We start from the raw sequence: 26,822 nt of genomic DNA on the forward strand, positions 1-26,822 counted from the left end.
CACTGGAGACAACAATGATCAAGTCCTTTGAATTTTCCAAATCTGCGGCCGTGCTGGCACTCGTTGGTCTCAGCTCGCTCGCCCATGCCGAGTGGCCGCTCCGCCCGATCCAGATCTACGTCGGCTTTTCGCCCGGTGGAGCAGCGGACATCTTGGGCCGAGCGCTCGCCGAGAGCATGTCGAAGACCCTGGGACAGCCTGTGATCGTCCAGAATCGCGATGGCGCCAGCGGCACCATCGCGACGAACGCAGTGGCGAAGAGCCAGGCCAATGGGTACACGCTCGGTTTCGGTCCGGTGGGCCCGCTGGTCCTCCAGCCTCATCTGAAGCACCTGCCCTATAAGCCGGAGGACTTGACCGGCGTTTGCCAGACCTTCGTCAACAACTATGCATTGGCTGCGCCAGCGAATACGAAGCTGAAGAGCGTCCGTGAGGTCGTGGCAGCCGCCAGCGCCGCACCGGATGGGATTGCCTATGGGACGGGCGGCATCGGCTCGTTTCCTCACCTTGCAACCATCCAACTGGCCCAGAAAGCGAAGGTCGACCTTCGCGCAGTCCCTTACCGAGGTGATCCCCCACTGATCCTGGCGCTGAAGGCTGGGGAAGTTCAGATTGGAACGGTGTCCGTTGGCCAGGCTCAGGCTCAAGGACTCCCCATGCTGGGTGTCTTCTCTCCCAACCGGCTGCCCGAGGCGCCCGGCGTGCCCACGATGACGGAGCAGGGCTTCCCCGTCGTCGCACAGCTCTTCGGCGGCCTGTATGCCCCCAAGGGCACGCCACCCGCCATCCTCAAAGCTCTTGAGAACGCCTGCCAGATCGGTACGAAAGATGAGAAGTACCTCATCTCATCCAAAACGACGCAACAGGACGTCGTCTTCAAGACGGCAGCCGATTTCAGCGCCGCGATCGCCCACGAATCCCAAATCCAGCAGAAGGCCGTCAAGTCCGCAGACCTGAAGATTGAATGAGGCAAGCATGAACCAGCGTCCCAACATCCTTTTCATCATGGCCGACGATCACGCCTCCAAGGCGATCGGCTGCTACGGCCATGGCATCAACGCGACGCCTGGCATCGATCGCCTCGCCCAAGAGGGAATGCGGTTCAATCATTGCTACGTCACCAACTCGATCTGCACCCCCAGCCGCGCGACCATCCTCACCGGCACCCACAACCATGTGAACGACGTCGTCACGCTCGATAGCAAGTTCAACAATCGCTTGCCGCACGTCGCGAAGCATCTGCGATCGAACGGCTACCAAACGGCAATGATCGGCAAGTGGCACCTCGGCGAAGGCAAGGCGCACGAACCCAGCGGCTTCGACCATTGGTCGGTCCTTCCCGGCCAAGGTGAGTACCACGACCCCGTGTTTCTCGAGCCGGCTGGAAAGACATACGAGTCCGGCTATGCCACGGACATCATCACGGAAAAGGCGTCGCGCTTCATTCGCGAGCGTGATCGATCAAAGCCCTTCTTCATGATGTGCCACCACAAGGCACCACACCGCCCCTGGGAGCCGCATCCGCGTCACAAACATCTTTTCCAGGAACGAATTTCCGTACCCGACACCTTCTCCGACGACTACAAGAATCGTGCGCGCGCTGCAGCCGCGGCAAAGATGCGCGTTGCAGATGACATGACCTACCGCGACGTTGGTGTAGTCCAACCGGAAGGGGGACGTGAGGTGGGCGAGCCGCAGTTCCCCGGGGCACAGATGCGCAAGCTTCCGAATCCCCAGAACATTCGCGACGTGCGACTCATCGACAAGGACACCGGTGAGGTGTTCACTTTCCAGAATGAGGCCGCCTACACGGACTGGAAGTTCCAGCGCTACATGCAGCGCTATCTCCGCACGCTGGCTGCCGTGGACGAAAGCGTCGCCACCCTGCTCCAACTGCTTGACGACGAAGGCATCGCAGAGAACACGCTGGTCATCTATACCTCGGATCAGGGATTCTTCCTCGGTGAGCATGGCTGGTTCGACAAACGTTTCATGTATGAGGAATCTTTCCAGATGCCGTTCCTCGTTCGCTACCCGCGTGAGATCCCGCCCGGGACGATCTGCAACGACATTGCATCCAACGTTGATTTCGCTCCCACCTTCCTCGACATCGCCGGCATTCCTGTTCCCACCTACATGCAGGGAAGGAGCCTTCGTCCGCTGCTGAAGGGCGCGACACCCACGGACTGGTCCCAAGTTGCTTATCACCGCTACTGGATGCACCGAGACGCCATTCACAATGCCTATGCGCACTACGGCATCCGAACCCAACAGTACAAACTGGTGTATTGGTACAACCAGGGGCTCGGCGCACCGGGTTCGCAAGGCGGCGGCGAGGCGCCCGAATGGGAACTGTTCGACTGCAACGCGGACCCACTTGAGCTGATCAACGTCTACGACGATCCAGCCTATCGCAGCATCGTGCACGAGATGACGGCCCTGCTCGACCGGACGATGGCAGAGATTGGCGACGAGCCTCGACATGCGGCATCGAGTATCGCGGCCTGAACGATGACCTCACCTGACGCCATTTGCGCGAAGCGCCTGCGCCCACTCGTCGGAGATCTGAGGCAATTTGCGAGCGTTCGCCGAATGACACTCGACGAAGGTGCGGAACGCGGTGTACGCGCCCTTGCGTTCAGCACAGGCGGCGGCCTGGACTTCTGGGCGATGACAGATCGCTCCTTCGATATCGGTCCCTTGTGGTTCAAGGGCATACCGCTGGCCTGGCAATCCCCATCCGGCTTCTCCAATCCTATGCTGACGCGGTCCGAGCATGACGCTGGGCATGGGGTCGGTCGCATGTTGTCGGGACTGCTGATGACTTGCGGACTCGACCACGTCCGCCAGCCGGACTCGCCCCATCCGCTGCACGGACATTTCCCGATGACGCCCGCCCGTTTGCTGACAAGCGCGGAAAGCTGGGATTGCGCAACGCCCACACTGATCGCGGAAGCCGAGGTCATCCAGTACCGGCTGGGAGCCGAATGCTTGCGCCTCAAGCGCTGCATTGCGGCGCCGATTGGCGATACGGCGCTGACCATCCAGGACACCGTGACCAATGACAGCTCGCATGTACAGGTACACGACATCCTGTATCACTTCAACCTCGGGCATCCGCTGGTGACAGACGGCGGCACCGTCGAATTGAATGGCCGCGCCCTTCTCGGGCCGATCCAGATGGCTGATCAGAATGGGACCGGCGAAGCGCGTTGCATCTCGAGTGGCAACGCCTCGACCGCCCAGGTCCGAATTCTGTCTGCAGGCCGTGGGACCAAGGCGATCTGTCTCGATGTTTCGTTCGGGACCGCATCGTTGCCGTATCTCCAAGTATGGCAAGACCTCAGGCCAGCCTGTGGCCTGCTGGCGATCGAGCCGTGCGCAAGTGGCCGCCTGCCTGGTGGCCGCAGCGAGCAAAGCACTCGGCTGGAGCCGGGTGAATCGCGCAACTACAGCATCACGCTGCGCTTCTCCGAAATTGATCAAGTCCGCACGACAAACTGAAACCGGCGGACCCGCTCCACCGCTCTCCGGGACTCCCCATGAAGACCGTCTTTCTCCTTTTCGATTCGCTGAACTACCTGGCCTTGGAGGCATTTGGCGGGACAGAAGTGGCAAGTCCGAACTCCCGTCGGCTGGCCGAACGCGGCATTCGCTTTGACAAGCACTTCGCAGGCAGTCTTCCCTGCATGCCAGCGCGCCGTGATCTTCACACGGGCCGGCTTTCATTCCTCCACCGTTCGTGGGGCCCTCTTGAACCCTTCGACGCATCGATGGCATCAATCCTGCGCGAGGGCGGCGTTTACACGCATCTGATTTCAGACCACTACCATTACTTTGAGGAAGGTGGGGCGACGTATCACACGCAATATTCCACCTTTGACTTCATTCGTGGCCAGGAGTCCGACCAGTGGAAGGCAATGGTCCAGCCGCCCCTCGAGCGCTTCCGCGAGCAATATCACGCAGTGCAGACACGCTTCACTGAGGATGACCGATATCTGCCCAACCTCGTGAATCGGGAGTTCATCAAGGATGAGCGCGACTATCCCATTGCTGGATGCTTCGACTCAGCCTTCGAATTTCTCGATCGCAATCGCACCAGCGAGAACTGGATGCTGCACCTGGAGTGTTTCGATCCCCATGAACCCTTCACTGCACCCGCTCGCTACCGAGAGCATTACCCCACGCGCTACGCCGGCCCGATCCTGGACTGGCCCAAGTATGACCGGCTGAGGGAAACCCAGGAGGAAGTCGCCGAGCTACGCGCCAATTACGCGGCCCTGGTGACGATGTGCGATGCCTACCTGGGTCGGCTGCTGGACTACTTCGACAAGCACGACCTTTGGCGCGACACCGCGCTGGTACTCACCACGGATCACGGCTTCCTGCTGGGAGAGCACGACTGGTGGGCAAAGAACCGCAGTCCGATGTTCAACGAGATTGCGCATTTGCCCTTGATCGTCTACCACCCGGACTATGCCCACAAAGGCGGCACGCGCGTGTCGGCGCTGACCCAGACCACGGACCTGATGCCGACATTGCTGGATTTCCACGGCCAGGCGGCACCGTCGACGGCGCTCGGCCGCTCGCTGCGCCACGTAATGGAAGGCGATACGCAGCACCACGACGCGGTGCTCTACGGGATGTTCGGTGCAGCCACAAACATCACCGATGGACGCTATACCTATTTCCGCTATCCCAGCGACATGCGCAAGCAGGACCTCTTCGAGTACACGCTGATGCCGACGCACTTGCGCGGCTTTTTCTCCGCCGCATGCCTGCAACAGGCGGAACTGGTTCAGCCCTTCAGTTTCACCCGCGAGATACCCGTGCTGAAGGTGCCCGCTCGCAGATTGCCAGATGGACAGGTCAATCCCATGGGGACATACGAGGACTGCACCACGGTGCTCTTCGACCTGGCGCGCGACCCGGGACAACTTCACCCCGTGCAGGACAGCCAAGTCGAGGCACGACTGATGTCGACCATTGCTGAAAAGCTGACCGAACTGGATGCGCCCGAAGAAGCATTCAGCCGCATCGGACTCAAGCCCCCGCGCCGGCCCTCGTAGGCCGGTCGCAAGGCAGTACGGCAAAGAGACACTGGTGATGGCTCGACTTTTTGACAGCAGATGGCGAGGCGAAGGCAAGGATCCCGACTACAGGTACACGCTGGCCAACGAGCGAACCTTTCTCGCCTGGATCCGGACGGCGATGGCCGTTCTTGGCAGTGGCGTGGTTCTTGAACAGTTCTCGTCGCACCTCGGCCCCCGCGCTTGGGTCCTTGCATTGGCGTGCTTCCTCACGGGGCTGGCCGCGGTCATGAGCATCGGCGCTTACTGGCAGTGGCGGCGCAATGAAATCGCCATGCGGCACGAACGCGCCCTTCCCTCCACTCGATCGGTACTCGTGCTCGCAGCAGGCTTCCTCATCACGGCAGGAGTCATCACGTTGATGCTTGCGACGGCATAGGCATGGTTGACTGGCGAGATCCCGGCCTGCAGCCTGAAAGAACCTCACTCGCCTGGCGGAGAACCGCGCTGGCATTGAGCGTCAATGCGCTGCTGATCCTGCGGACCGCATGGTTGGATCATCGCGCGCTTCTGGTCGTCACCGGAATGGTGACGCTTGCGCTCGCCCTCATCGCCCTGATGCTGTCGCAGACGCGCGGACGCCGGCTGCTGCGTGTTGGGATCCGCAGCATGCATCCCGACGGACCGGGCCTGCTGACGTGCGCAGCAGCACTCGCTTGCTCAACCGCTCTGCTTTGCATGTGCACGAGTTCGCATGCCTCTCATCGCCAGGTGAGTTCACAAACACAACAGGTACATGTTGTGAGTACAAGGTATTGCCAAGAAGATTGAACCAGCGTACCCGAGCCCAGGTCAATGGGCCAACTCAAACACTAGGAGACAAGATGAAAAGGACGCTGGCTTTATTGCTTACCGGATGTTCAGGCGCGGCCCCTGTACTGGCCCAATCTGCCGTCACGATCTTCGGCATCGTGGATATGCGCCTGAGCCACATCAAGAACTCGGGGGCCCCGGCGTTCAATGGCGTGAGCCATTCCGGAATCGGCCCGAGCCGTTGGGGCCTGCGCGGCACGGAGGATCTGGGCGGGGGTCTTTATGCGGGTTTCCATTTGGAAGCGCAGATCAAACCGGACACCGGCGAAAGCAATACGACCTATTGGAATCGCCAAGCCACGGTGAGGCTGGGCAGTCGCAGCCTGGGAGAACTGCGTCTGGGTCGCGATGTCGTGCCGAGCTACCGGATCACGACCCAGTACGATCCATTCACTGCGAATGGCATCGGCTCCAACATCAACATTCTGTCGGCGGGACCGAACCCGAACCATGCGCCGGCCGCACTAAGAATCAAGACCTTCAATCAGGCGAGCAACGCCATCGGCTACTTCTTGCCCGGGGAAGCGAAGGAGTATGGCCTGTCCGGGCAGCTGATGTTCGCTCCTGGAGAAGGCGGGACCGCTGACAAATATTCCGGTGCCTATTTGGAATGGAAGCACCAAGGCTTCAGTGTCGGCGGGCACTTTGCACAGATAGATCCCGCGACAGGCGGCTCGATCGTCAAGTACACAACCAAGGGAATTGCAGCCGCTTACCAGTTCTCCACCGGCACGAAGCTGATGGCGATGATTCAGGACGAACGGTCGAAGCGCAGTACTGCCGTCCCCTACGAAGAGCGCTGGTGGCAGATTGGCGCTGTCCAGAACGTCGGTGCCGGAGACATCCGGCTTTCCTTCGTGAGACGCAATGCAACCGGCACCGTGAAGGAAAGTGCAAACGACGCAACCCTGTGGGCGGTCGGCTACGTGCACCGCCTCTCCAAGCGCACGGCGGTTTACACGATGTATGCGAAGCTCGACAACAAGGGCGCGGGCACAACCTTCCTGCCGAATGGAGCGCAGTCGATCGCACCAGGGGGCAACTCGGCTGGACTGGACTTTGGCATCCACCACAAGTTCTGACCCCCATAACTCTGGCCCTGGATCAGGTGACTTTGGAGACGGCAATGAAAAGCATCACCTCGGGCAATTCCCCCCAAACACCCGCTGCCTCCGCAGTTGAGATGCGATGGATACCCGGCGGTTCGTTCACGATGGGGGCCGATGGTTTTTATCCAGAGGAGTCTCCCACCCGCCGGGTCCAAGTTGACGGCTTCTGGATCGACGAGACGCCGGTCACCAATGCGCAGTTCGCCAGATTTGTCGACGCCACCGGTTACATCACGCAGGCCGAGATTGCGCCGCGCCCTGAAGATTTTCCAGACGCTGATCGTGAGCAACTGCGAGCAGGTTCGCTGCTCTTCGTGCCTCCCGGTACCCAGGTTCGCCTTGACGATGTGAGCCAATGGTGGGCCTGGTGCATCGGTGCATCCTGGCGAACACCGTACGGCCCTGACTCCGATCTCCGCGACCTGGGCGATCACCCGGTGGTCCACATCGTTCACGCGGACGCGGTGGCCTATGCCAAGTGGGCTGGCAAGGTTCTTCCGTCCGAGGCGGAGTGGGAATTTGCCGCGCGTGGCGGGCAGGACGGCTTGGCATATGCCTGGGGCAGCGAACTGACTCCAGGCGGAAAGGTCATGGCGAACTACTGGCAGGGACACTTCCCCTGGCTCAACTCTCTCGAGGACGGCTATTTGCGGACTTCGCCGGTGCGTTCCTACCCGGCGAACGGCTACGGGCTCTTCGACATGATCGGCAACGTCTGGGAATGGACCGACGACTGGTATGCCGCCGGTGAAGACCTTCCCTTCAAAGCCTCGGCGTGTTGCGCGACGCGCAATCCGCGCGGAGCGACCGAAGCGCAAAGCATCGACCCTCGCGGCGGGCCCGCACGGATGGGGCGTCGCGTTCTGAAGGGGGGTTCGCACCTCTGTTCAGAAGACTACTGCCAACGATTTCGCCCGGCTGCTCGACATCCCCAGGCCATCGACACGAGTACTTCGCACATCGGATTCCGCTGCATTCGCCGTAGCGCTGTAGCGCTGTAGCGCTGTAGCGCTGTAGCGCCCTGATCGAAACACACAAGGAGACACAGATGCGCAAGCGCGATTTTCTCGCAAGATCGGCAGCCGCTTTCGCAGCAATGCCGCAGGCCGGTATCGCTGCCAAGGGACGCAAAAGGCAGCTCAACCTGCTGTTCATCACGGTAGACGACATGAATTGGTCCCTGCCCGGTTTCATGGGCGGAACGCAAGACCTGACCCCCAATCTGGACCGACTGGCACGACGTTCACATCTGTTCGTCAACAACCGGGCCGCGGCCCCGATCTGCCAGCCGTCAAGACAAGCCATGATGTGCGGCTTGAAGCCGCATCACAGCGGCGGCATCGGCTTTGTTCCCATCAATGAGGGCATCCCGACGCTCACAACCGTGCTGCGCGAGCATGGCTATTTCACGAGCTGTATCCACAAGCTGGAACACATGCAGCCTGCCAGCTGCTTTCCGTGGGACATGAAGGTTCCCGGCAAGGATCGCAATCCGGAGGTCTACGACCGGGCGCTGCGGGAGGCGATGTCCAAGGCAGCAGAAGCGAACAAGCCCTTCTACATCAACTGCAACCTGAACGATCCGCATCGCCCCTTCTATGGCAGCCCGCAGGCAGCGGAGCTGGACCATGGCGAGCAAGGTCCGTACAAAGTGCCGCGGGAGATCAAGGCCGAGCAGGTCACAGTGCCTGTGTGCCTCGAAGATTTGCCGGAGGTTCGCAAGGAGTTGGCCCAGTACTGGAACAACGCCCAGCGACTGGACATCACGATCGGCCGCATTCTGCAGGCCCTGGACGAAAGCGGCCAACGCGACAGCACGGTGATCCTGTTCACATCCGATCACGGCATGCCCTTCCCGTTCGCCAAGGCCACCTGCTGGGATGCGGGCACGCGCACGCCGTTTCTGATCGCCTGGCCTGGCATGGGCACGCCGTCAGTCTTCGAGGACCTGACAAGCAACGTCGATCTGCTTCCCACCCTGCTGGACATCCTGTCCATGCCCAAGCCCCGCACGCTGGACGGCTATTCTTTACTGCCGAGGATGGAAGGACGGGGCGGAGCGCAGCGACGCTTCGTGACGACCGAGGTCAACACGACGGTCACAGGCATGGCCTATCCCAGTCGCGCTGTGCAGGACGAACGCTACGCCCTGGTGTTCTCACCCTGGTCGGACGGCAAGCTGGAGCTCAAGGTCGATGGCATGTTGGGACTCAGCTATCCGGCAATGTCCAAGGCAGCCAAAGGCAATCCCGCCCTGAGCCGCCGGCTCGACGAGTACGTCCTCGGCGTACCTCTCGGTTTCTACGACCTCAAGCTCGATCCGGGCCAGCGCAACAACCTCGTGAAGGCGCCTGAGCATCGGGATCGCATTGCGACCATGGCCCAAGCTTTGGTCGAAGAAATGAAGCGGACCGGGGATCCCCAACTGGACAACGTGTTGGCTCTGCTTGCGGGAAAACCGACGCACGTCCCACAAGAACCCGAACGCTGGCGAAGCAAGGCGTACGGCGGATCGAACGACACCATCAAGCGATAGATGCAATCACGAAGAGACAGGACCGCAGACATATGACGCAAATGACTTCAAGGCGCACCATGCTGGCTGGCTTGGCCTCGACGCTGGCTGCCGGATGGGGCCTTCAGGGCTGCGCCACGAACACGGCCACGCTGCCAGCGCGGCGCCCGAATCTCCTCGTGGTGCTGGCGGACGATCTCGGCTTTGCCGACCTCGGCGCATACGGCAGCGAAATCCCGACGCCCTACCTCGACGCTCTCGCTGCCGAGGGCCGTTTGCTGCCTCACCTGCTCGTCGCGCCGGTCTGTTCGCCCACGCGCGCCAGCCTGCTGAGCGGGGCAGATCATCATCTGGCGGGGGTTGGCGGCATTCAGAACATGCTGGCTCTCGAGCCAGACCTTTTCAAGGAGCCTGGGTATGAGGGCTACCTGAACGAACGCTCGTTCTGTGCCGCTGAACTGCTGCGCGATGCGGGCTACCACACCTACCTGTCAGGCAAGTGGCATCTCGCTCGCAAGCCTGAGCAGGGTCCGGCGCATCGCGGCTTCGAGCGATCGTTCTGTCTGATGACGGGTGCCGCGCCGCACTGGGCGCCTGTGCCAGGCAAGGAGACAGTCCCCGACCACAATGCCATCTACCTGGAGGACGATAAACGCGTCTCGCTGCCGCCGGACTTCTATTCCACGAAGACCTACACCGATCGCATGATCGAGTTCATCGACGCCGGCAAAGCCGATGGCAGGCCCTTCTTCGGCTACCTCGCCTACACAGCACCGCACTGGCCTCTGCACGCTCCAGACGAAGACATCGCGAGGTTCAAGGGAAAGTACGACGTGGGCTATGAAGCGATTCGCGAAGCACGCATCGCACGGCAGCGCAAGCTCGGCCTCTTCCCGCCCCAAGCACCAGCGGCACGCTCACAGCCTGACTCGGCACACGCCCCCCTCTGGGAGAATCTGACGCCCGATCAGCGCCAACTCGAAGCGCGCAAGATGGAGATCTATGCGGCCATGGTGAGCAACCTGGACCGAAATTTCGGCCGACTTGTCGAACACCTCCGCAAGATCGGCGAGTACGAAAACACGATGATCCTGTTCCTCTCCGACAACGGCGCTTGTTCAATGGCGGAGAACATCGTCGCCCAGACGAACATGGACAACAGCCTCCAAAACATCGGACGCCCTCGCTCCAACGTAGCCTATGGCGAACGCTGGGCCGAAGTCAGCTCCGGGCCGCTGCGGTGGTTCAAGTGGGAGACAACCGAAGGCGGGGTGAGATCGCCCGGCATTCTGCACCTGCCCGGCCAGACCCACGCGCTTCCGGCACTTCGCGAGACGGTCCACGTGACGGACATCCTGCCCACCCTGCTCACCCTCGCGAAGGCTCCGAACCCAGGCGACCACTACCATGGCCGCCCTGTCCATCCGCTGAGCGGCGCTTCCTGGCTGCCGGCCCTGCAGTCAGCCCAGGCGCAGGCGATCGCGCCCGAGCGCTTGATCTTCGAGGAGCATCTCGGCGTTCGCAGTGCCCGCCAAGGCCGCTGGAAACTGTTGACGACCTTCACCCAGCCAGCGGATCTGAACCGTTGGGAACTCTACGACCTTGAGGTCGATCCGGGCGAGACGGCGGACATCGCGGCCGTGCACCCGGAAATCGTGCGCAGGCTGCGCGCAGCGTACGAGCAATACGCAACGGCCAACGGCGTGCAGGCAAAGGGGGCAGAGCTGTTGCCGAAGGACAAGAAGATGCGCGAAGGTGCACCGACAGCTTCCGTATCGGCCGGTTCGTGATCCGGCAGGGCGTTCGACACGAAACGCATTGCCATGCAGTTGAACCGGCCCTGATGCCGGGCTCCATTTTGGGCCCGATGTTTGAAGAGAACTTTCGACGCGCGCTGCAAATCAGCAACGGCAGCTTCGCGCCGTTCGTCACGCGCCCTGTCCGTCGATGAAGACGGGGCCATCCCGCGTGCGGGAGAAATCAGAATACAACCAAGCATGTTCAGAAAGTTAAAGACGATTGGCGGCCGTCTGGCCATCGGATTCGGCGCCATCAGCCTGATTGCGTTGGCTCTCGCCACCTTTGGCTCGCTACGTCTCAGACAAACCGCGGACGCGGTCTCCTCTCTCGTTGAAGACGACATTGCGAAGTACGAGCGCGTCGCGAAAGTGCGCGAAGACATCAACTTCGTTGCGCGTACCGTGCGGAACGTGACAATGCCGGGAACCGCCGATGGTCCAGCACGCCCCGATGCGCTCAACCAGCTTCACGATGCGCAGGTGGAGATCAGGGACCTGCTCAAAGAGTTGAAAGGGAGCATTGAAGGCGACAGAGGCAGGTCGCTGGTCATCGCCATTGCTGACGCGCATCAGGCCTGGGACGCGGCGATGGACAACGTGCTCACCTCGACCAAGCAGGGCAAGTTCGAAGATGCCAACGAGGCGTTGCTGACCAAAGTTCGCCCCAAGCAGGTGGCGTTCATCAGGGCACTCGAACAGCTTTCAGGCCTGCAAAAGGAATTGATGCAAGCGTCGTCCGCCAAGGCCCGCGAACTTGCCAGCAGAGCGGCCTCGGCCATGATGGCCATGGCCGCCGCCTCGCTGTTGATCGCATGTGGCGTCGGCTGGGGCCTGCTCAATCTGCTGCGCCGCGAACTTGGTGGCGAGCCCTCAGCCGCACGAAAGGCTGCCCAGGCAATCGGAGCGGGTGAGTTGGACATTCCGATAGACGTCCATTCAGGAGATCAATCCAGTTTGATGGCTGCGATGTCTCAGATGCAGAGGGGCTTGAGCCACATCGTGACGCAAGTTCGCAACAGCAGCGACAGCATCGCCACTGGATCAGCTCAGATTGCCAGCGGCAACGCTGACCTGAGCCAGCGCACGGAGAAGCAAGCGGGCAACCTGCAACAAACGGCCGCTTCGATCGACGAACTCTCTGGGACCGTAAGGAACAGCGCGGTCGCGGCTGGGCAAGCCAATGAACTGGCGCGGGAGGCAGCCTCCACGGCCACCAAAGGAGGCGCCTTGGTCAGTGAAGTGGTGGCCGCGATGCAAGGCATCAAGGAGTCCTCACGCGAGATTTCCGAGATCATCGCTGTCATCGACGAAATCGCGTCTCAGACCAATATCTTGGCGTTGAATGCCGCCGTCGAAGCCGCTCGCGCCGGTGAACATGGCAGAGGATTCGCCGTTGTGGCCGGCGAAGTCCGAGCCTTGGCTGGGAATTCAGCGAATGCCGCGCGGCAAATCAAGGCGCTCATCGAGTCCAGCGCAGATCGCGTGGAAGCTGGCACTCGTCAGGCTGACGAAGCGGGCGCAGCGATGAACGTCATCGTGACACAGGTCCAGAGAGTCAGCGTCATGATCGGCGAGATCACGGACGCAGTTGGACAGCAATCGGCAGGCATCAGCGAGATTGGCGATGCGCTGAGCCAGATCGATCAAGCAACGCAGCAAAACGCCGCACTCGTCGAGCAAAGCGCTGCGGCCGCTGACAGCCTGAGCATGCAGGCAACCCGACTGTCCGACTTGATGTCGGCCTTTCGCCTGGCGGCCTGAAGGCCCGGCCAGCAATGTCTCCCGCGTGTCCTGTGAATCGCAGGAGCGGGGATCCACGCGACGGCCGCACAGGAAGGAAGCTGCGGCTTCCAGCGTCTCGCGAAGCACATTGGCGACGTCGGCATTGGCTCGCCGAAGTTGGGCCGAAATATACTGACCTTGCCACCGGAAACCGTCTCCCTTGCTGAGTGATTCAATCCGAGCAAGGAGAACGGAAATGACGAAGAAAAAGCCGATGCCCAGGGCGCGCTACACGTTGGAATTCAAGCAAGAGGCGGTGCGCCTGGTCGAGGGCGGCCAGAGCATCGCCGCGGTAGGCAGAACACTGGGCGTGGTGGACCAGACGCTGCACAACTGGGTCAAGGCCCGACGCGAGGGCAAGCTCAAGCGCGCGGACGCCAAGCCCGTGAGCGCAGAGCAGATGGAAATTGCCCGGCTGCGCGCTGAGCTGGCACGGGTCAAGATGGAGCGCGACATCCTGGAAAAAGCGACGGCGTACTTCGCAACAGCATCGAAGTGAAGTACGCCTTCATCCAACGCAACCGGCGGGTGTGGCCGATCTCGGTGCAGTGTCGGGTCCTCAAGGTGAGCGTGGCCGGGTACCACGAGCACTTCGTGCGCCGTGCCAGCGAGGCCCAACGCCGCCACCTCAGCGACGAAGCGCTGCTGGTGCACATCAAGGCCATCCCCGCCGAGACCCGGGGCGGCTACGGCTGGCCACGCACGTGGAAGGAACTGCTGGCCCGGGGCATCCGGGTGGGCAAGGACCGGGTGCAGAAGCTGATGCAACTGCACGGTATCCGAGCCAAGGGCAAGCGGCGCTTCAAGGTGACCACCGACAGCCAGCACGACCTGCCCATCGCACCGAACCTGCTCAACCGAGCGTTCGAGGTGGCCGAGCCCGACAAGGTGTGGGCGGGCGACATCACCTACATCGCCACCGACGAGGGGTGGTTGTTCCTGGCCGTGGTGATCGACCTGTTCAGCCGCCAGATGGTGGGCTGGTCGCTGCGCCAGGACATGACACGCGAGATCGTCATCAATGCGCTGCGCATGGCCTGGTTCAAGCGCCATCCGAGCAAGGATGCGGGACTGATCTTCCACAGTGACCGCGGCAGCCAATACGCCAGCCAGGACTTCCGGGATGTGCTGGCCGAGTACGGCATCACAGCCTCGATGAGCCGGCGGGGCAACTGCTGGGACAACGCTTGCAGCGAGACGCTGTTCGGGTCGTTGAAGGTAGAGCGGCTGCATGGCCAGCGGTTCAAGACAAGACGCCAGGCCAAGGATGAAGTGCTGGCCTGGATGCTCTGGTACAACCGAAGCCGTCTGCACTCCACGCTGGCCCATGTCAGCCCGATGCAGTTCGAAGAAAACTGGCTGGCCCATCAATCACGGCAAGCCAGCGCGTAGAACAGTTATGGGAGACGGAATCCAGGGGCAAGGTCGGGCGACACGAGTGTCTATAAGTCGTTGACTTTTAAGGGACTATGACTTAACAAGGTGATTTGTGACGACCACATTTGGCCTGCCCGGAGGGACTCGAACCCCCGACCTGCTGCTTAGAAGGCAGCTGCTCTATCCAGTTGAGCTACGGGCAGTGTGAAGCCGCGCATTCTAAGGCGGGGGGCGGCGGCCCGCGACTTGCGAGCAATGGATGAACGACAACCCGGGACATGGTCCCGCTGACCGGAGACCTGCCCTTGGCCAAGATTCATCCTGGTGTCGGCCCGCAATTCGGGCAGGTGGTGGTGCTGTTTGGCGCCAGCGGTGACCTGGCGCGGCGCAAGCTGCTGCCGGGGCTGTACCACCTGTGCAATGCCGGCTTCATTCCGAGCTGCCGCATCGTCGGCGTGTCGCTGGACGACATGGACGCCGATGGCTTTCGCCAGTTGGCCCGCAAGGCGCTCGACGAATTTGGCAGCCGGCGCGTGAGCGATGCCGACTGGCAGGCCTTCGCTGGCAACCTGGACTACGTGGCGCTGGCCGACGGCGCGGCCGCGCTGCAGGCCGCGGTGGCGCGAGCCGAAGAGGCCATGGGCGTGGAGTCCCGCAGGCTGCATTACCTCAGCGTGCCGCCAAGTGCCGCGCTGTCGGCCGTGCGCATGCTAGGCCAGGCCGGGCTGGTGGAGCGCTCGCGCATCGTGATGGAAAAGCCGTTTGGCGTGGACCTGGCCAGTGCCGTCTCGCTGAACAGCCAGCTGCACGAGGTCTTCGCCGAAGAGCAGATCTTCCGCATCGACCATTTCCTGGGCAAGGAGCCGGCACAGAACATCCTTGCCTTCCGCTTTGCCAACGGCTTGTTCGAGCCGATCTGGAACCGCAATTTCATCGACCACGTACAGATCGACGTGCCCGAGACGCTGGGCCTGGGCCCGCGCTCGGGCTTCTACGAGCAAACCGGCGCCTACCGCGACATGGTGGTCACCCACCTCTTCCAGATCCTGGCCTTCATGGCGATGGAGCCGCCTACCGCGCTGGAACCGGCACCCATCAGCGAGGAGAAGAACAAGGTCTTCCGCAGCATGCTGCCCATCCAGCCCGAGCACGTGGTGCGTGGCCAGTACGCTGGCTACCGCCAGGAAGAAGGCGTGGACCCGACCAGCGAGACCGAGACCTTCATCGCGCTGAAGTGCTTCATCGACAACTGGCGCTGGGCCGGCGTGCCGTTTTTCCTGCGCACCGGCAAGCGCATGGCCGAGGGCCAGCGCATCATCTCGATCGCCTTTCGCGAACCGCCCAAGAGCATGTTCCCGCCCGGCTCGGGCGTGGGCGCGCAGGGCCCGGACCACCTGACTTTCGACCTGGCCGACGCGTCGAAGATGTCGCTGTCGTTCTACGGCAAGCGCCCCGGCCCGGGCATGCGACTGGACAAGCTGAGCCTGCAGTTCGCGATGCACGACACCGGCATGCTGGGCGACGTGCTGGAGGCCTACGAACGGCTGATCCTGGACGCGATGCGCGGCGACCACACGCTGTTCAACACCGCAGAAGGCATCGAGCGGCTGTGGCAGGTTTCCACCCATTTGCTGGAAGCGCCGCCGCCGGTGCGGCTCTATCCGCCCGGCTCCTGGGGCCCGAAGTCCATCCACCAGCTGATTGCGCCGCATGCCTGGCGGCTGCCTTTCGAGCGCGCCTGGCGCGACCCGAACAAGGCGGGCAGCTGAGGCTGCACGAAGCAGCCCAAAGCAGCCGTTACCATCGATGCTCAACTTCACAGGAATGTCATGGCTGAGACTTTCAAGCCGGGCGACGTGGTTCGCCTGAAGGCCGGCGGGCCCAAGATGGTCGTCGAGTATGTGCAGGACGACAGGAAGCTCGCTTGCGTATGGTTCCTGGAGGGCAACACGAAGCGCGACCTGTTCCCGGGCGAATGCGTGGAAACGCCGCCAGCGAAGGAAGCCTGAATCGCAGGAAAACTGAGGACCTGAAAGCGGTTCAACGCATCCCGCGCTGAACCGGCAAGCCTTGCAAAGAAGATGCAAGGCTGAAGAAGAAATGGTCGGGGCGGCGGGATTCGAACTCGCGACCCTCTGGTCCCAAACCAGATGCGCTACCAGGCTGCGCTACGCCCCGACAAGCTCATCAGTATAGCCCAGAAATCAAGCTTTCAGGCCGCACTTCGTTTCACGACGATGCCGTCTTCATCGGCATATAACCACTCGCCCGGCCTCAGCCACTCGCCGGCGATCTGCACCGGCACATCGCGCAGGCCCTGGTCGCGGCGCTCGGTGGGCATCGGAATCAACCCCAGCGCGCGGATGCCGACCTGGCAGGCGCGCATCTCGGCTGCATCCCTCACGGCGCCGAACACCAGCACGCCGGCCCAGCCGTTTTTCTCGGCCGCCTGCGCCAGGTTGCCGCCCAGCAGCGAGCGCTTCAGCGAGCCGCCGCCGTCCACCACCAGCACCCGCCCCTCGCCAGGCGACATCACCGCCTCGCGCACCCGGGAGTTGTCTTCCAGGCATTGCACGGTGCTGATGGGGCCGGCGAAGCGCGTCAGGCCCCCAAAGTCGCGGAACAGCGGCGGCAGCACACGCAGCTCGCCATTGCTCGGGTCCTTGTCGGCGTCGCACAGGTCACAGGTCGAAAACGCGGGCGTCTCAGTGGGCATGGCGGGTCCTTTGGGAGATGGAAAAGGCTCAGGCGTTGTGAATCTTGCGAATGGGTGGCTTCACGTCCTCGCCGCGGGCTGGCAGCATGGTCTGGTGCTCGCGGGCGGCATTCAGGATGATGGAGGTGCTGGTTTCGGTGAGCATGCAGAAGCGGGTCACCACCGCGTCCAGGTGGGCCACGTCGATCACCGCAATCTCCAGCACCCAGCTGTCCTCGCCAGTCACGTTGTAGGCATTGACGACCTCGGGCGTCTGCTGGATCAGCTTGACCACCCGCGCGTACTCGGCGCGCCCCACGCGGATGACCGCGCGAATGCCATAGCCCAGCGCCTTCAGGTCCACCGTGGCGCGGTAGCCGGTGATCACCCCGGCGGCTTCCAGCTTGCGCACACGCTCGGTCACCGCCGGCTGGGACAGGTGCACGCGCCGGCCCAGCTCGGTCATGCTGAGCCGCGCATCGGCCTGCAGTTCGGCCAGGATGCGGGTGTCGTAGGCGTCCAGCGCGAGCGGTGCGACGACGACGGGCTGGGTCAGGGGTGCGTTCATGGTGTTCAAAGCCTAGCATGCGAAACACCTTGAAAACCAAACCCCACCCGGCATCAGACCTTGGCTTTCCCATCGAATGCGGCACGCGGCCTCGCTACGATGAGCGCATGTCGACCACCACCGTCACCCCCGCCCGCTCGGCCGGTGCCACCTTCAGCCCGCTGATCCTCGCCTGCCTCGCCGCCACCTGGCTGGTCTGGGGCTCGACCTACCTGGTCATCAAATACGCGCTGCTGAGCTTCCCGCCGTATTTCCAGATGGGCACGCGCTTCCTGGTGGCTGGCGGCCTGCTGCTGGCCTGGACCCGCTGGCGCGGCACGCCGCTGCCAAGCGCCAGGCAATGGCGCAATGCCTTGATCGTCGGCGCGCTGATGCTGGGCGGCGGCATGGGCGGCACGGCGGTGGCCGAGGTCTCTGTCGGCTCAGGGCTGGTGGTGGCCTTCATCGCGGTGGTGCCGATGATGATTGCCCTGGTGAACCTGGTGTTCGGCATCCGGCCCGGCAAGCTGGAGCTGGCCGGCATCGCGGTGGGCCTGGTCGGTGTGCTGATGCTCACGCAAGGGGCGGGCTTCCAGTCGTCCACCGCAGGGCTGATCGCCATCACGGTGGCGTGTGTGACCTGGTCCATCGGCAGCGTGCTGAGCCAGCACAGGCTGCCGCTGGCGCCGGGCGCAAGCGGTTTTGCCAGCGAGATGATCTGCGGTGGCGCTGTGCTGCTGCTGCTCTCGCTGCTGACCGGCGAGCAGCCGCAGTGGCCGCCGCAGCCAGTCGCCATCGCCGCCTGGGCCTACCTGGTGGTGTTCGGCTCGCTGATCGCCTTCAATGCCTACATGGTGCTGCTGGCCCGGGCGCCTGCCGGGCTGGCGTCCAGCTACACCTTCGTGAACCCGGTGATTGCCATGCTGCTGGGCGTGGCCATTGGCGGCGAGACGGTGACCGGCTTCGAGTGGTCGGCCGTGGCCGTGGTGCTGGCCGGCGTGGTGCTGCTGGTGGGTGCGCGCCGGTAGCAAGTCTTGCCGAGGCCGTGCGCCTCGGGAATGAAACCTGCATGCCCAGAGGTACCGGATTTCCGGTGCCTACGTGGGAGCCACGCATGCCAGATCAGCCCGAGATCAGCAGCCCAGCCACCGCCTTCTCACACGTGAGGCCGCCCGACACGGCTTTCCGAGGCGACGGCCTGCGGGACTTCTTCCTTTACCGCGACCTCGGCATTGCAGAAGCCACCCGCGGCAAGGTCATTGCGCAACTGGTCATTGCCCACAACGCCCCGGAAAAGGGCACTGGCTGGCACCGACATGAGGCGGAGTTCCACATCGTGCTCATGTTGCGCGGCTGGGCCCGCTTCATGTACGAGGACAAGGAAACCCTGGTCAGCGCGGGCGACTGCGTGCACCAGCGGCCCGGCGTGCGCCACTACCTGTTCGACTACTCGCCGGACATGGAATACCTGGAAGTGGTCGGACCTGCAGACTTCACGACCATCGACGTGGCACCGGTCTGCGATGTGCCCGAGTCCAAGGGCTGGGGCGTCTGAGCTTCAGAACTCCACTTCCAGCTCATCGATGGCCTCCGGCTCCAGCAGCGCTGCGGCCGTCCATTCCTTCATCTCGGGCAGGCTCGCAATGGTGTCGCAATACGCGGCGCAGGCGGCGTTCTTGACCTTCACGTCGTAAGTGCGCAGCCGCGTGACCACCGGCGCATACATCGCGTCGGCCATGCAGGGCTGCTCGCCGAACAGGAACGGGCCGCCGTAGCGGCCCAGGCAGTCCTGCCAGATGGCCAGCACATGGTCGATGTCCGCCTGGGCGCGGCTCCACACCTTGTAGCCCTTGAAGTGACCTTTCAGGTTCATCGGCAGCGCCGAGCGCAACGAGGTGAAGCCCGAATGCATCTCGCCGCAGATCGCGCGGCAGTGCGCCCGCGCCGCGCGGTCTGCCGGCAGCAAGCCGGCCTTGGGCTTGACCTCGTTCAGATACTCGGCAATGGCCAGCGTGTCCCACACCTGCACGCCCTGATGCCGCAGGCAGGGCACGAGGATGGACGGCGCCAGCAGCAGCATCTCGGCCTTGGCGCCCGGGTCATCCGGCGACAGCAGCACTTCCTCGAACGGCAGGCCGGCGAAACGCGCAAGCAGCCAGCCGCGCAGCGACCAGGACGAGTAGTTCTTGCTGCTGAGCGTCAGCGTGGTCGTCACCGGGGCATTGGGCATGAATGCAGCTCCTGTTGTGTGCACAGGTTCTCGCAAGCGTTGTGCCCGCCCCACCTCGCAAACACCCGCTTGGCGCCCGCAACACTGTCACGCAGGCGACAGGCGAGTGGCCCGTTCCTTGCCTCGGAGCTGCCTCTGCCTTGCTCGCTTCCAGTGGCCTCTCACCGCGGCCCCACAACACCATGATGTATTCCGCCTACCAAGCGCAGACCGACTGCCTGGCGCCGCTGCAGACGGCCGCTCGCGCGGCCACGTCCTGGTTGAATCAGCCGCACTTCCAGAACCCCTGGTCCGAGATGCTGACCAAGCCGCTGGCGGCCAGCCTCGATGTGTTTGCCCGGCTCAGGCTGACCCACCACCGGCCGGGCTTTGACATCGCCAAGGTCATGGTGGGTGCGCCCGGCCATGAGCAGCCGGTGGCGGTGACCGAAGAGGTGGTGCTGAAGCGCCCGTTTGGCAGCCTGCTGCACTTCCGCCGCGCGGACCTTGGCAGCAACGGCAGCGAGCTGCCGCGCGTGCTGGTCGTTGCACCGCTCTCAGGCCACTTCGCCACGCTGCTGGCCGATACCGTGCGCACGCTGCTGGCCGACCACGACGTGTTCATCACCGATTGGCACAACGCACGCCATGTGCCGCTGTCCGAAGGCGCTTTTGGGCTGGACGACTATGTCGAGCAGGTGATCGAGTTCGTCGCCACGCTGGGCCCGGGTGCGCACGTGCTGGCCGTTTGCCAGCCCTGCGTGCCGGCGCTGGCCGCCGTGGCCTTGATGGCCCAGCGCGAGCACATTGCCCAGCCGCGCAGCCTCACGCTGATGGCCGGCCCTGTGGACTGCCGCATCAACCCGACCGGTGTCAACGAGCTGGCGATCAGCAAGCCCATCGAGTGGTTCGAGAAGAACCTGATCGCCCGCGTGCCGTGGCGCTACCCGGGTGCAATGCGCAAGGTCTACCCTGGCTTCGTGCAGCTGACCGCCTTCATGAGCATGAACCCGGACCGGCATCGCCAGGCCTTCATCGACCTGTACAAGAACCTGCTGGCCGGCGACCTGCCCCGCGCCACCCACACCCAGGCCTTCTACGAGGAATATTTCGCTGTTAACGACCTGCCGGCCGAGTTCTACCTGGAAACCGTCGAGCGCGTGTTCCAGACCTACGACCTGGCCAGGGGCGAGATGGTGGTCAAGGGCCAGAAGGTGGAGCCCGCTGCCATCCGCCGAACCGCGCTCTTCACGGTCGAAGGCGAGCGCGACGACATCTGCGCCATCGGCCAGACCGTTGCCGCACACGACCTCTGCACCGGCATCAAGCCTTACATGAAGCAGCACCACGTGCAGCTCGGCGTGGGCCACTACGGCGTGTTCAGCGGCAAGCGCTGGCAGCAGCAGATCTACCCCCGCGTGCGCGAGATGATCCACAGCATGAATTGACGGCGCATGATGGCTCTTCCATGAGCACGGGGGCGCCAGATGCACATCACCGTTTTCAGCAGCCGCGCCTACGACCGCAGGTTTCTGGACCAGGCCAATGCCAGCCACGGGTTCACGCTGACCTACTTGGAACCGCGGTTGGAGGCGGCCACGGCCGTGCTGGCCGATGGCGCAGACGCCGTGTGTGTCTTTGTCAACGACAAGCTGGACGCCACCGTGCTGCAGCGCCTGGCAACACTCAAGGTGCGCCTGGTGGCATTGCGCTGCGCCGGCTTCAACAATGTGGACCTGGCTGCAGCGAAGGTACTGGGCCTGAGCGTTGGCCGCGTGCCGGCCTATTCGCCGCACGCCGTGGCCGAGCACACGCTGGCGCTGCTGCTGGCGCTCAACCGCCGCCTGCACCGCGCCTACAACCGCGTGCGCGAAGGCAACTTCATGCTCGACGGGCTGATGGGCTTCGACCTACACGGCAAGACGGTCGGCGTGGTCGGCACCGGCCGAATCGGCGTGAACGTGGTGCGCATCCTGCGCGGCTTCGGCTGCCGAGTGCTGACCCACGACCCGCTGCCCAGCCCGGAATGCCTGGCGCTGGGCGCCGAGGAGGCAGACCGCGCCACGCTGCTCGCGCAGTCCGACCTCATCACGCTGCACTGCCCCTTGACGCCCGACACCCGCCACTGGATTAATGTCGGCAGCATTGCCGCGATGCGGCCGGGCGTGATGCTCATCAACACCAGCCGTGGCGCGCTTGTCGACACTCTCGCGGTGATCGACGCGCTGAAGACCGGCCAGATCGGCGCGCTGGGGCTGGACGTGTACGAAGAAGAGGCGGACCTGTTCTTCGAAGACCTGTCGGACCAGCCGCTGCAGGACGATGTGTTCGCCCGGCTGCTGACCTTCCCGAACGTGCTGATCACCGGCCACCAGGGCTTTTTCACCCACGAGGCCTTGACGGCGATTGCCGAGACCACGCTGGCCAATGTCGCCAGCTTCGCCCGCGACGGCCGGCCGCTGCACCCGGTGAACTGAGGCTCAGCGCCGCCGGGTGACGCCGACCAGCCCGGCCGCGCCCACGCCCAGCATCAGCGCAATGGCCGCGCCAAAGAAGATGCCCCGCGGGTGGCCGCCGTCCATCAGCGCGCCGAAGATGGGCGCAGCGACAGCGAAGCCGGTGTCCAGGCCCGAATACACGGTGCCGTAGACGCGCCCAGTGGCGCCGGGAGGCGAGGCGCGCTTGATCAGCATGTCGCGCGACGGGCCGGCAATGCCGGTGCCAAAACCTGCAAACGCCGCCGCGCAGGCCGCGGCCACCGGTGGCAGCCAGCCAATGCCGGCCAGCAGCAACAGCACGGCCGCGCCGCTCATCGCCAGGCTGATCTGCCGCTCCAGCCGCTCCGAGCGGTTGACCAGGAAACCGCCCAGCACCATGCCGGCCGCGCCGCACAGCATGTAGCCGGTGACGACAAAAGCCGTGGCACCCAGCGGCAGCCCGTACAGCGTGGACAGCGCCGGGCTGGCGAAACTCTGGATCGCTGCCAACGCCGCGGTCGTGAAGAAGAAGAACGAGAAGCACAGCCACACCGAAGGCAGCTTCAGGAAGGCCATCGGATGCTCGACCGGCGCCGCGGCCGCACCAGCCTTCTCATGGCCCCAACTCCCTTGGCGGTCATCCAGCGCATCGCGGTTCAGGTACAGGATGGCCATGACGGCCAGCGCCAGCAACGCCGTGCCGGCATAGGCCGCACGCACCGAGCCGAAGGCCTCCGTCAGGCCGATCAGGAACACCGGCGATACCGCCCAGCCCAGGTTGCCGCTGATGCCGTGCACCGAGAACGCATGGCCCAACCTCGCCGACGAAACGCGCTTGTTCAGGATCGTGAAGTCCACCGGATGGAACGGCGCGTTGCCCAGGCCGGCCAGCGCCGCAGCGGCCATCAGCCCGCCAAAGCCGCCGGCAAATCCGGCCAGCACCGAGGCCAGGAAAAAACAGCCAATGGCCGCGAACAGGATGGGCCGCGCGCCGGTGCGGTCCACCAGGAAGCCCGACAGCGCCTGGCCCACGCCGGAGATGACGAAGAACACCGTCACCAGCAGGCCGACTTCCGAATAGCTCAGGCCGAACTCGCGGATGAAATGTGGGAACAGCGGTGGCAGCAGCAGGTGGAAGAAGTGCGAGGTGCCGTGCGCCAGGCCGATCAGGCTGATGGTGCGCACGTCGGCGCTGCGTCGGGCCGTCTCCTCGGCCGACAGCGGCAGGCGGGTGTTCGTCGTGGTCGTCGTCATGGCGGCACTGTAGGCAGGGTGCTGGCGTCAGGGTTACGATAGTTCGCCAACGTCTGTCGAATTCATGCCAAACCAGGCCGCCCCGCCCGTTCGTGCCAGCGTGCCGCCGCTGGACCCGCGCCGCTACGCGCCCAGCCCCGAGCGCCCGCTGCGCGCCAAGGCGCGCCGCATGGCACACCACATGGACATCCAGCCGCATTCGCACACCTGGGGCCAGCTGGTGTTTTCGGTCGACGGCGCGGTGCGCATCGGCGCCCGTGGACATGCCAGCGACAGCACCTATTTGCTGCCACCTTCGCGCGCGGTGTGGATTCCGCCGGGCACGGTTCACAGCGTGACTGCCGTGCAGCAGGCCGACCTGCGCACCGTCTACATGGACCCGAGCGCCATTGCCCGGTTGCACAAAAGCGCCGTTGACTCACCCTGGCACGGCTGCCGGGTGCTGGAAGTCACGCCGCTGCTACGCGAGTTGGTGCTGCAACTGGCGGTGGAAGCGGACCCGCTGCGTCCAGGCGAACCACCGCCGCGCCCGCCAGACGACGTGGCACGCGAACACGCCATTGCCACACTGCTGCTGGACGAACTGCGCCGCGCGCCCGCCGTGCCGCTGGGCCTGCCGTTGCCGCAGGACAAGCGTTTGCGCCAGCTCTGCGAAGCCATGCTGGCCGAGCCGATGCGCCATGCCGACCTCGAAGGCTGGGCTAGGCAAGCCGCCATCAGCCCACGCACGCTGGCCCGGCTGTTCAAGGACCAGCTCGGCAGCAGCTATTCGCAATGGCGCCAGCAGTTGCTGCTGGGCCACGCGCTTTCGCTGGCGGCGCGCAAGCACCCGATGCGCCTGATTGCCGCCGAGCTGGGTTACGCCAGTCCCAGCGCGTTCACAGCGATGGTGAAACGCGCGGTCGGCATGCCTCCCAGCCAATTCTTTGCCTTCGCCTGACCTGAAGCGGCTCTTGGCAAAACGGCATGTCCCCACATGCCTTGCCGGCAAAGCCACGTACTAAAATGCAAAAATGAACGAAGTACTCTTCGACTACACCCGGCAAGACGCCAAGGGTGACAGCTGCACCATGCACGCCTGGGCCAAGGTGCCGCCGCCGCTGACGGCGTCACAGCGCGCCGAGCGCAAGGCCCACGCCGCCGCACTGCTGAAAGCGCACAACGCGGTGCTGGTCGCCCACTACTACGTGGACGGCGACCTGCAGGACCTGGCGCTCGAAACCGGCGGCTGCGTGGCCGACTCCTTGGAAATGGCCCGCTTCGGCCGTGACCATGCGAGCCAGACCCTGGTCGTCGCCGGTGTGCGCTTCATGGGCGAATCGGCCAAGATCCTGTCGCCCGGCAAACGCGTGCTGATGCCCGACCTGGACGCCACCTGCTCGCTGGACCTCGGCTGCCCACCAGACGATTTCGCCGCCTTCTGCGACGTGCACCCGGACCGGCAAGTCGTCGTCTACGCCAATACCAGCGCCGCAGTGAAGGCCCGCGCCGACTGGATGGTCACCAGCTCCTGCGCGCTGGCCATCGTCAAGCACCTGAAGGACCAGGGCCAGAAGATCATCTGGGCACCGGACCGCCACCTCGGCGGCTACATCCAGAAGGAAACCGGCGCCGACATGCTGCTGTGGAACGGCGCCTGCATCGTGCACGACGAGTTCCGCGCCACCGAGCTTGAACTGCTGAAGGCCGAGCATCCGGATGCGATGGTGCTGGTGCACCCCGAGTCGCCCGAAGCCGTGGTCAAGCTGGCCGACGTGATCGGCTCGACCTCGCAGATGCTGAGCGCGGTGATCAACGGCAAGGCCAGCGAATACATCGTCGCGACCGACAACCTGATCATGCACCGCATGCGCCAGCTGGCGCCCGGCAAGACGCTGATCGAAGCCCCCACCGCCGGCAACTCCGCCACCTGCAAGAGCTGCGCACACTGCCCGTGGATGGCGATGAACGGGCTGGACGGAGTGATCGCCTGCCTGGAACAAGGCCAGGGGGAAATCCACGTCGAACCCGCGCTGGGCCTGCAAGCCAAGCGCTGCATCGACCGCATGCTGGACTTCGTCGCGGCCAACCCTTCCGCCCTCGCGCCCAAGGTGCAGGGGCTCGTCAAAGGCATCGGCGCCGCCTGAGGCACGTCACTTCAACCACGAGGGGCGGGCCGAGCGCCGGGCCGCTCCCAAGCCGGCCCGCAATCCCCTCGGGAGATCGGGCGGCGTACTCGCCGAGCGAGGGGCACACATGACTTTCGATCACAACGAGACCTTGGACGAGGCCCGTGCCCGCAATGTGCGCGATGCCCTGTTCGAAGACATTGGCACCAAAGACTGGACCAGCCTGCTCGTGCCCGCAGGCCGCCGCGTCGAAGCGCGTGTCACCGTGCGCGAAGAAGCTGTGCTCTGCGGCCGCGACTGGTTCGACGCCTGCTTCCACGCGCTGGACCCGCAGGCCACGCTGCAGTGGCACTACGCCGAAGGCGCACGCATGGCCGCCAACACGCCGGTCGTCGAGATCGCCGCCGACGCCCGTGCCCTGCTCTCTGCCGAGCGCCCTGCCCTGAACTTCCTGCAGCTGCTCTCGGCCGTGGCCACCACCACGCGCCGGCATGCCGACGCCATCGAAGGCGCCTCGCCCAATCCGCGCGGCTGCGTGGTGCTGGACACCCGCAAGACCCTGCCCGGCCTGCGCCAAGCGCAGAAATACGCCGTGCGCGTGGGCGGCGGTGCCAACCAGCGCCTGGCGCTGTGGCACGGCATCCTGATCAAGGAAAACCACATCGCCGCGGCCGGCGGCATCGGCCCGGTGCTGGCCGACGCCAAGGCCTTGAACGCGGGGGTGGACATCCAGATCGAAGTCGAAACCCTGGCCCAGCTCGCAGAAGCGCTGGCAGCCGGCGCCACCAGCGTGCTGCTGGACAACTTCACCCCCAGCCAGATGCGCGAAGCCGTGGCCCTCACCGCCGGCCGCGCCCTGCTCGAAGCCTCCGGCGGCATCACCCTCGAAGGCCTGCGCGACATCGCCACCACAGGCGTCGACCGCATCTCCATCGGCAAGCTGACCAAGGACGTGCAGGCGACGGACTATTCGATGCGGGTATTGGGGAGCTTGGGAGGCTGAGAGCCTACGGCGCGCTACATAACGGGGGCCTTTGTGGCCTCTTT

The 26,822-nt window shown here is 64.1% G+C and carries 25 protein-coding genes and 2 tRNA genes; 21 read left to right on the top strand and 6 right to left on the bottom strand.

The window, feature by feature from the left end; genetic code table 11:
* The first annotated feature begins 14 nt into the window (after window positions 1-14).
* The 12 genes from LRH25_RS21545 to LRH25_RS21600 all read left to right on the top strand — a co-directional run bounded on the left by LRH25_RS21545 (window position 15) and on the right by LRH25_RS21600 (window position 14,500).
* Entirely contained in the window at window positions 15-968 is a 954-nt protein-coding gene (locus tag LRH25_RS21545; protein ID WP_170200715.1) for a Bug family tripartite tricarboxylate transporter substrate binding protein, read from the top strand.
* 7 nt (window positions 969-975) lie between these two features.
* On the top strand, window positions 976-2,508 hold the full coding sequence (locus LRH25_RS21550; protein WP_141284757.1) for a sulfatase family protein: 1,533 nt from the start codon (window positions 976-978) through the stop codon (window positions 2,506-2,508).
* 84 nt (window positions 2,509-2,592) lie between these two features.
* Window positions 2,593-3,504 carry a DUF4432 family protein gene (locus LRH25_RS21555; protein ID WP_170200716.1) on the top strand — a complete coding sequence of 304 codons (912 nt, stop codon included), beginning with the start codon at window positions 2,593-2,595 and terminating at the stop codon, window positions 3,502-3,504.
* Window positions 3,505-3,542: 38 nt separating this feature from the next.
* Complete coding sequence (locus tag LRH25_RS21560) at window positions 3,543-5,069, top strand: sulfatase (protein WP_141284761.1); 1,527 nt, start codon at window positions 3,543-3,545, stop codon at window positions 5,067-5,069.
* Between the two features lie 37 nt (window positions 5,070-5,106).
* The gene (locus tag LRH25_RS21565) at window positions 5,107-5,469 is read left to right on the top strand and encodes a YidH family protein (protein ID WP_141284789.1); all 363 of its coding nucleotides are present in this window, start codon (window positions 5,107-5,109) and stop codon (window positions 5,467-5,469) included.
* A gap of 2 nt (window positions 5,470-5,471) precedes the next feature.
* Window positions 5,472-5,861, top strand: coding sequence for a DUF202 domain-containing protein (locus LRH25_RS21570; RefSeq protein WP_141284763.1), 390 nt, complete (start codon window positions 5,472-5,474; stop codon window positions 5,859-5,861).
* Between the two features lie 53 nt (window positions 5,862-5,914).
* Window positions 5,915-6,985 carry a porin gene (locus LRH25_RS21575; RefSeq protein WP_170200717.1) on the top strand — a complete coding sequence of 357 codons (1,071 nt, stop codon included), beginning with the start codon at window positions 5,915-5,917 and terminating at the stop codon, window positions 6,983-6,985.
* A gap of 44 nt (window positions 6,986-7,029) precedes the next feature.
* On the top strand, window positions 7,030-8,013 hold the full coding sequence (locus tag LRH25_RS21580; protein WP_211361278.1) for a formylglycine-generating enzyme family protein: 984 nt from the start codon (window positions 7,030-7,032) through the stop codon (window positions 8,011-8,013).
* A 47-nt stretch (window positions 8,014-8,060) separates the two neighbouring features.
* Complete coding sequence (locus LRH25_RS21585) at window positions 8,061-9,548, top strand: sulfatase family protein (protein ID WP_141284767.1); 1,488 nt, start codon at window positions 8,061-8,063, stop codon at window positions 9,546-9,548.
* Window positions 9,549-9,580: 32 nt separating this feature from the next.
* Window positions 9,581-11,317 carry a sulfatase family protein gene (locus LRH25_RS21590; RefSeq protein WP_141284769.1) on the top strand — a complete coding sequence of 579 codons (1,737 nt, stop codon included), beginning with the start codon at window positions 9,581-9,583 and terminating at the stop codon, window positions 11,315-11,317.
* Window positions 11,318-11,524: 207 nt separating this feature from the next.
* Entirely contained in the window at window positions 11,525-13,087 is a 1,563-nt protein-coding gene (locus LRH25_RS21595; RefSeq protein ID WP_141284771.1) for a methyl-accepting chemotaxis protein, read from the top strand.
* A gap of 217 nt (window positions 13,088-13,304) precedes the next feature.
* Window positions 13,305-14,500, top strand: a protein-coding gene (locus LRH25_RS21600; RefSeq protein ID WP_170200719.1) for an IS3 family transposase whose coding sequence is annotated in 2 segments (ribosomal slippage) — window positions 13,305-13,569 and window positions 13,569-14,500 — 1,197 coding nt in all. Because the reading frame shifts where the segments join, the coding sequence is not laid out codon by codon here.
* Between the two features lie 111 nt (window positions 14,501-14,611).
* On the opposite strand, the gene LRH25_RS21605 is transcribed toward LRH25_RS21600, so the two are convergent.
* Window positions 14,612-14,688 (bottom strand) — tRNA-Arg (locus LRH25_RS21605).
* Window positions 14,689-14,790: 102 nt separating this feature from the next.
* Here LRH25_RS21605 and zwf point away from each other — a divergent pair.
* A complete protein-coding gene (zwf, locus tag LRH25_RS21610; RefSeq protein ID WP_211361279.1) occupies window positions 14,791-16,254 on the top strand; it encodes a glucose-6-phosphate dehydrogenase in 1,464 nt (487 codons plus the stop codon).
* A gap of 60 nt (window positions 16,255-16,314) precedes the next feature.
* Window positions 16,315-16,494 carry a YodC family protein gene (locus tag LRH25_RS21615; protein ID WP_141284775.1) on the top strand — a complete coding sequence of 60 codons (180 nt, stop codon included), beginning with the start codon at window positions 16,315-16,317 and terminating at the stop codon, window positions 16,492-16,494.
* A gap of 92 nt (window positions 16,495-16,586) precedes the next feature.
* Here the strand turns inward: LRH25_RS21615 and LRH25_RS21620 are convergent.
* The 3 genes from LRH25_RS21620 to LRH25_RS21630 all read right to left on the bottom strand — a co-directional run bounded on the left by LRH25_RS21620 (window position 16,587) and on the right by LRH25_RS21630 (window position 17,748).
* A tRNA-Pro gene (locus LRH25_RS21620) sits at window positions 16,587-16,663 on the bottom strand.
* 34 nt (window positions 16,664-16,697) lie between these two features.
* On the bottom strand, window positions 16,698-17,201 hold the full coding sequence (gene rraA / locus LRH25_RS21625; protein WP_141284777.1) for a ribonuclease E activity regulator RraA: 504 nt from the start codon (window positions 17,199-17,201) through the stop codon (window positions 16,698-16,700).
* A 28-nt stretch (window positions 17,202-17,229) separates the two neighbouring features.
* Window positions 17,230-17,748, bottom strand: coding sequence for an Lrp/AsnC family transcriptional regulator (locus LRH25_RS21630; RefSeq protein WP_141284779.1), 519 nt, complete (start codon window positions 17,746-17,748; stop codon window positions 17,230-17,232).
* A gap of 107 nt (window positions 17,749-17,855) precedes the next feature.
* Here LRH25_RS21630 and yedA point away from each other — a divergent pair, with 107 nt between their 5' ends.
* Entirely contained in the window at window positions 17,856-18,755 is a 900-nt protein-coding gene (yedA, locus tag LRH25_RS21635; protein WP_141284781.1) for a drug/metabolite exporter YedA, read from the top strand.
* A gap of 104 nt (window positions 18,756-18,859) precedes the next feature.
* Complete coding sequence (locus tag LRH25_RS21640; RefSeq protein WP_141284793.1) at window positions 18,860-19,282, top strand: cupin domain-containing protein; 423 nt, start codon at window positions 18,860-18,862, stop codon at window positions 19,280-19,282.
* A gap of 3 nt (window positions 19,283-19,285) precedes the next feature.
* Here the strand turns inward: LRH25_RS21640 and LRH25_RS21645 are convergent, their stop codons facing one another.
* Window positions 19,286-19,957, bottom strand: a complete 672-nt coding sequence (locus tag LRH25_RS21645; RefSeq protein ID WP_141284783.1) for a glutathione S-transferase family protein — start codon at window positions 19,955-19,957, stop codon at window positions 19,286-19,288.
* A gap of 182 nt (window positions 19,958-20,139) precedes the next feature.
* On the opposite strand from LRH25_RS21645, the gene LRH25_RS21650 reads away from it, so the two are divergent.
* Complete coding sequence (locus LRH25_RS21650) at window positions 20,140-21,384, top strand: polyhydroxyalkanoate depolymerase (RefSeq protein WP_141284785.1); 1,245 nt, start codon at window positions 20,140-20,142, stop codon at window positions 21,382-21,384.
* Between the two features lie 39 nt (window positions 21,385-21,423).
* Window positions 21,424-22,413, top strand: a complete 990-nt coding sequence (locus tag LRH25_RS21655) for a 2-hydroxyacid dehydrogenase (RefSeq protein ID WP_141284787.1) — start codon at window positions 21,424-21,426, stop codon at window positions 22,411-22,413.
* Window positions 22,414-22,416: 3 nt separating this feature from the next.
* Here LRH25_RS21655 and LRH25_RS21660 read toward each other — a convergent pair whose 3' ends face one another.
* Window positions 22,417-23,667 (bottom strand): MFS transporter, encoded by a 1,251-nt coding sequence (locus LRH25_RS21660; RefSeq protein ID WP_231012185.1) that lies wholly within the window; start codon window positions 23,665-23,667, stop codon window positions 22,417-22,419.
* A gap of 64 nt (window positions 23,668-23,731) precedes the next feature.
* On the opposite strand from LRH25_RS21660, the gene LRH25_RS21665 reads away from it, so the two are divergent.
* The 3 genes from LRH25_RS21665 to nadC all read left to right on the top strand — a co-directional run bounded on the left by LRH25_RS21665 (window position 23,732) and on the right by nadC (window position 26,778).
* Complete coding sequence (locus tag LRH25_RS21665) at window positions 23,732-24,607, top strand: AraC family transcriptional regulator (protein ID WP_231012186.1); 876 nt, start codon at window positions 23,732-23,734, stop codon at window positions 24,605-24,607.
* Window positions 24,608-24,680: 73 nt separating this feature from the next.
* Complete coding sequence (nadA, locus tag LRH25_RS21670) at window positions 24,681-25,793, top strand: quinolinate synthase NadA (protein WP_141288701.1); 1,113 nt, start codon at window positions 24,681-24,683, stop codon at window positions 25,791-25,793.
* A gap of 109 nt (window positions 25,794-25,902) precedes the next feature.
* Window positions 25,903-26,778, top strand: a complete 876-nt coding sequence (gene nadC / locus LRH25_RS21675) for a carboxylating nicotinate-nucleotide diphosphorylase (protein ID WP_141288699.1) — start codon at window positions 25,903-25,905, stop codon at window positions 26,776-26,778.
* Window positions 26,779-26,822 lie beyond the last annotated feature (44 nt).

The organism is Ideonella azotifigens, assembly GCF_021043325.1.
In the GTDB taxonomy this organism is placed as follows: Bacteria; Pseudomonadota; Gammaproteobacteria; order Burkholderiales; family Burkholderiaceae_C; genus Ideonella; species Ideonella azotifigens.

Excerpts from the sequence above, each read along its gene's own strand:
- LRH25_RS21545 (WP_170200715.1), top strand. The coding sequence starts at position 15 with ATGATCAAGTCCTTTGAATTTTCCAAATCTGCGGCCGTGCTGGCACTC.
- LRH25_RS21550 (WP_141284757.1), top strand. The coding sequence starts at position 976 with ATGAACCAGCGTCCCAACATCCTTTTCATCATGGCCGACGATCACGCC.
- LRH25_RS21555 (WP_170200716.1), top strand. The coding sequence starts at position 2,593 with ATGACACTCGACGAAGGTGCGGAACGCGGTGTACGCGCCCTTGCGTTC.
- LRH25_RS21560 (WP_141284761.1), top strand. The coding sequence starts at position 3,543 with ATGAAGACCGTCTTTCTCCTTTTCGATTCGCTGAACTACCTGGCCTTG.
- LRH25_RS21565 (WP_141284789.1), top strand. The coding sequence starts at position 5,107 with ATGGCTCGACTTTTTGACAGCAGATGGCGAGGCGAAGGCAAGGATCCC.
- LRH25_RS21570 (WP_141284763.1), top strand. The coding sequence starts at position 5,472 with ATGGTTGACTGGCGAGATCCCGGCCTGCAGCCTGAAAGAACCTCACTC.
- LRH25_RS21575 (WP_170200717.1), top strand. The coding sequence starts at position 5,915 with ATGAAAAGGACGCTGGCTTTATTGCTTACCGGATGTTCAGGCGCGGCC.
- LRH25_RS21580 (WP_211361278.1), top strand. The coding sequence starts at position 7,030 with ATGAAAAGCATCACCTCGGGCAATTCCCCCCAAACACCCGCTGCCTCC.
- LRH25_RS21585 (WP_141284767.1), top strand. The coding sequence starts at position 8,061 with ATGCGCAAGCGCGATTTTCTCGCAAGATCGGCAGCCGCTTTCGCAGCA.
- LRH25_RS21590 (WP_141284769.1), top strand. The coding sequence starts at position 9,581 with ATGACGCAAATGACTTCAAGGCGCACCATGCTGGCTGGCTTGGCCTCG.
- LRH25_RS21595 (WP_141284771.1), top strand. The coding sequence starts at position 11,525 with ATGTTCAGAAAGTTAAAGACGATTGGCGGCCGTCTGGCCATCGGATTC.
- LRH25_RS21615 (WP_141284775.1), top strand. The coding sequence starts at position 16,315 with ATGGCTGAGACTTTCAAGCCGGGCGACGTGGTTCGCCTGAAGGCCGGC.
- rraA (WP_141284777.1), bottom strand. The coding sequence starts at position 17,201 with ATGCCCACTGAGACGCCCGCGTTTTCGACCTGTGACCTGTGCGACGCC.
- LRH25_RS21630 (WP_141284779.1), bottom strand. The coding sequence starts at position 17,748 with ATGAACGCACCCCTGACCCAGCCCGTCGTCGTCGCACCGCTCGCGCTG.
- yedA (WP_141284781.1), top strand. The coding sequence starts at position 17,856 with ATGTCGACCACCACCGTCACCCCCGCCCGCTCGGCCGGTGCCACCTTC.
- LRH25_RS21645 (WP_141284783.1), bottom strand. The coding sequence starts at position 19,957 with ATGCCCAATGCCCCGGTGACGACCACGCTGACGCTCAGCAGCAAGAAC.
- LRH25_RS21650 (WP_141284785.1), top strand. The coding sequence starts at position 20,140 with ATGATGTATTCCGCCTACCAAGCGCAGACCGACTGCCTGGCGCCGCTG.
- LRH25_RS21655 (WP_141284787.1), top strand. The coding sequence starts at position 21,424 with ATGCACATCACCGTTTTCAGCAGCCGCGCCTACGACCGCAGGTTTCTG.
- LRH25_RS21660 (WP_231012185.1), bottom strand. The coding sequence starts at position 23,667 with ATGACGACGACCACGACGAACACCCGCCTGCCGCTGTCGGCCGAGGAG.
- LRH25_RS21665 (WP_231012186.1), top strand. The coding sequence starts at position 23,732 with ATGCCAAACCAGGCCGCCCCGCCCGTTCGTGCCAGCGTGCCGCCGCTG.
- nadA (WP_141288701.1), top strand. The coding sequence starts at position 24,681 with ATGAACGAAGTACTCTTCGACTACACCCGGCAAGACGCCAAGGGTGAC.
- nadC (WP_141288699.1), top strand. The coding sequence starts at position 25,903 with ATGACTTTCGATCACAACGAGACCTTGGACGAGGCCCGTGCCCGCAAT.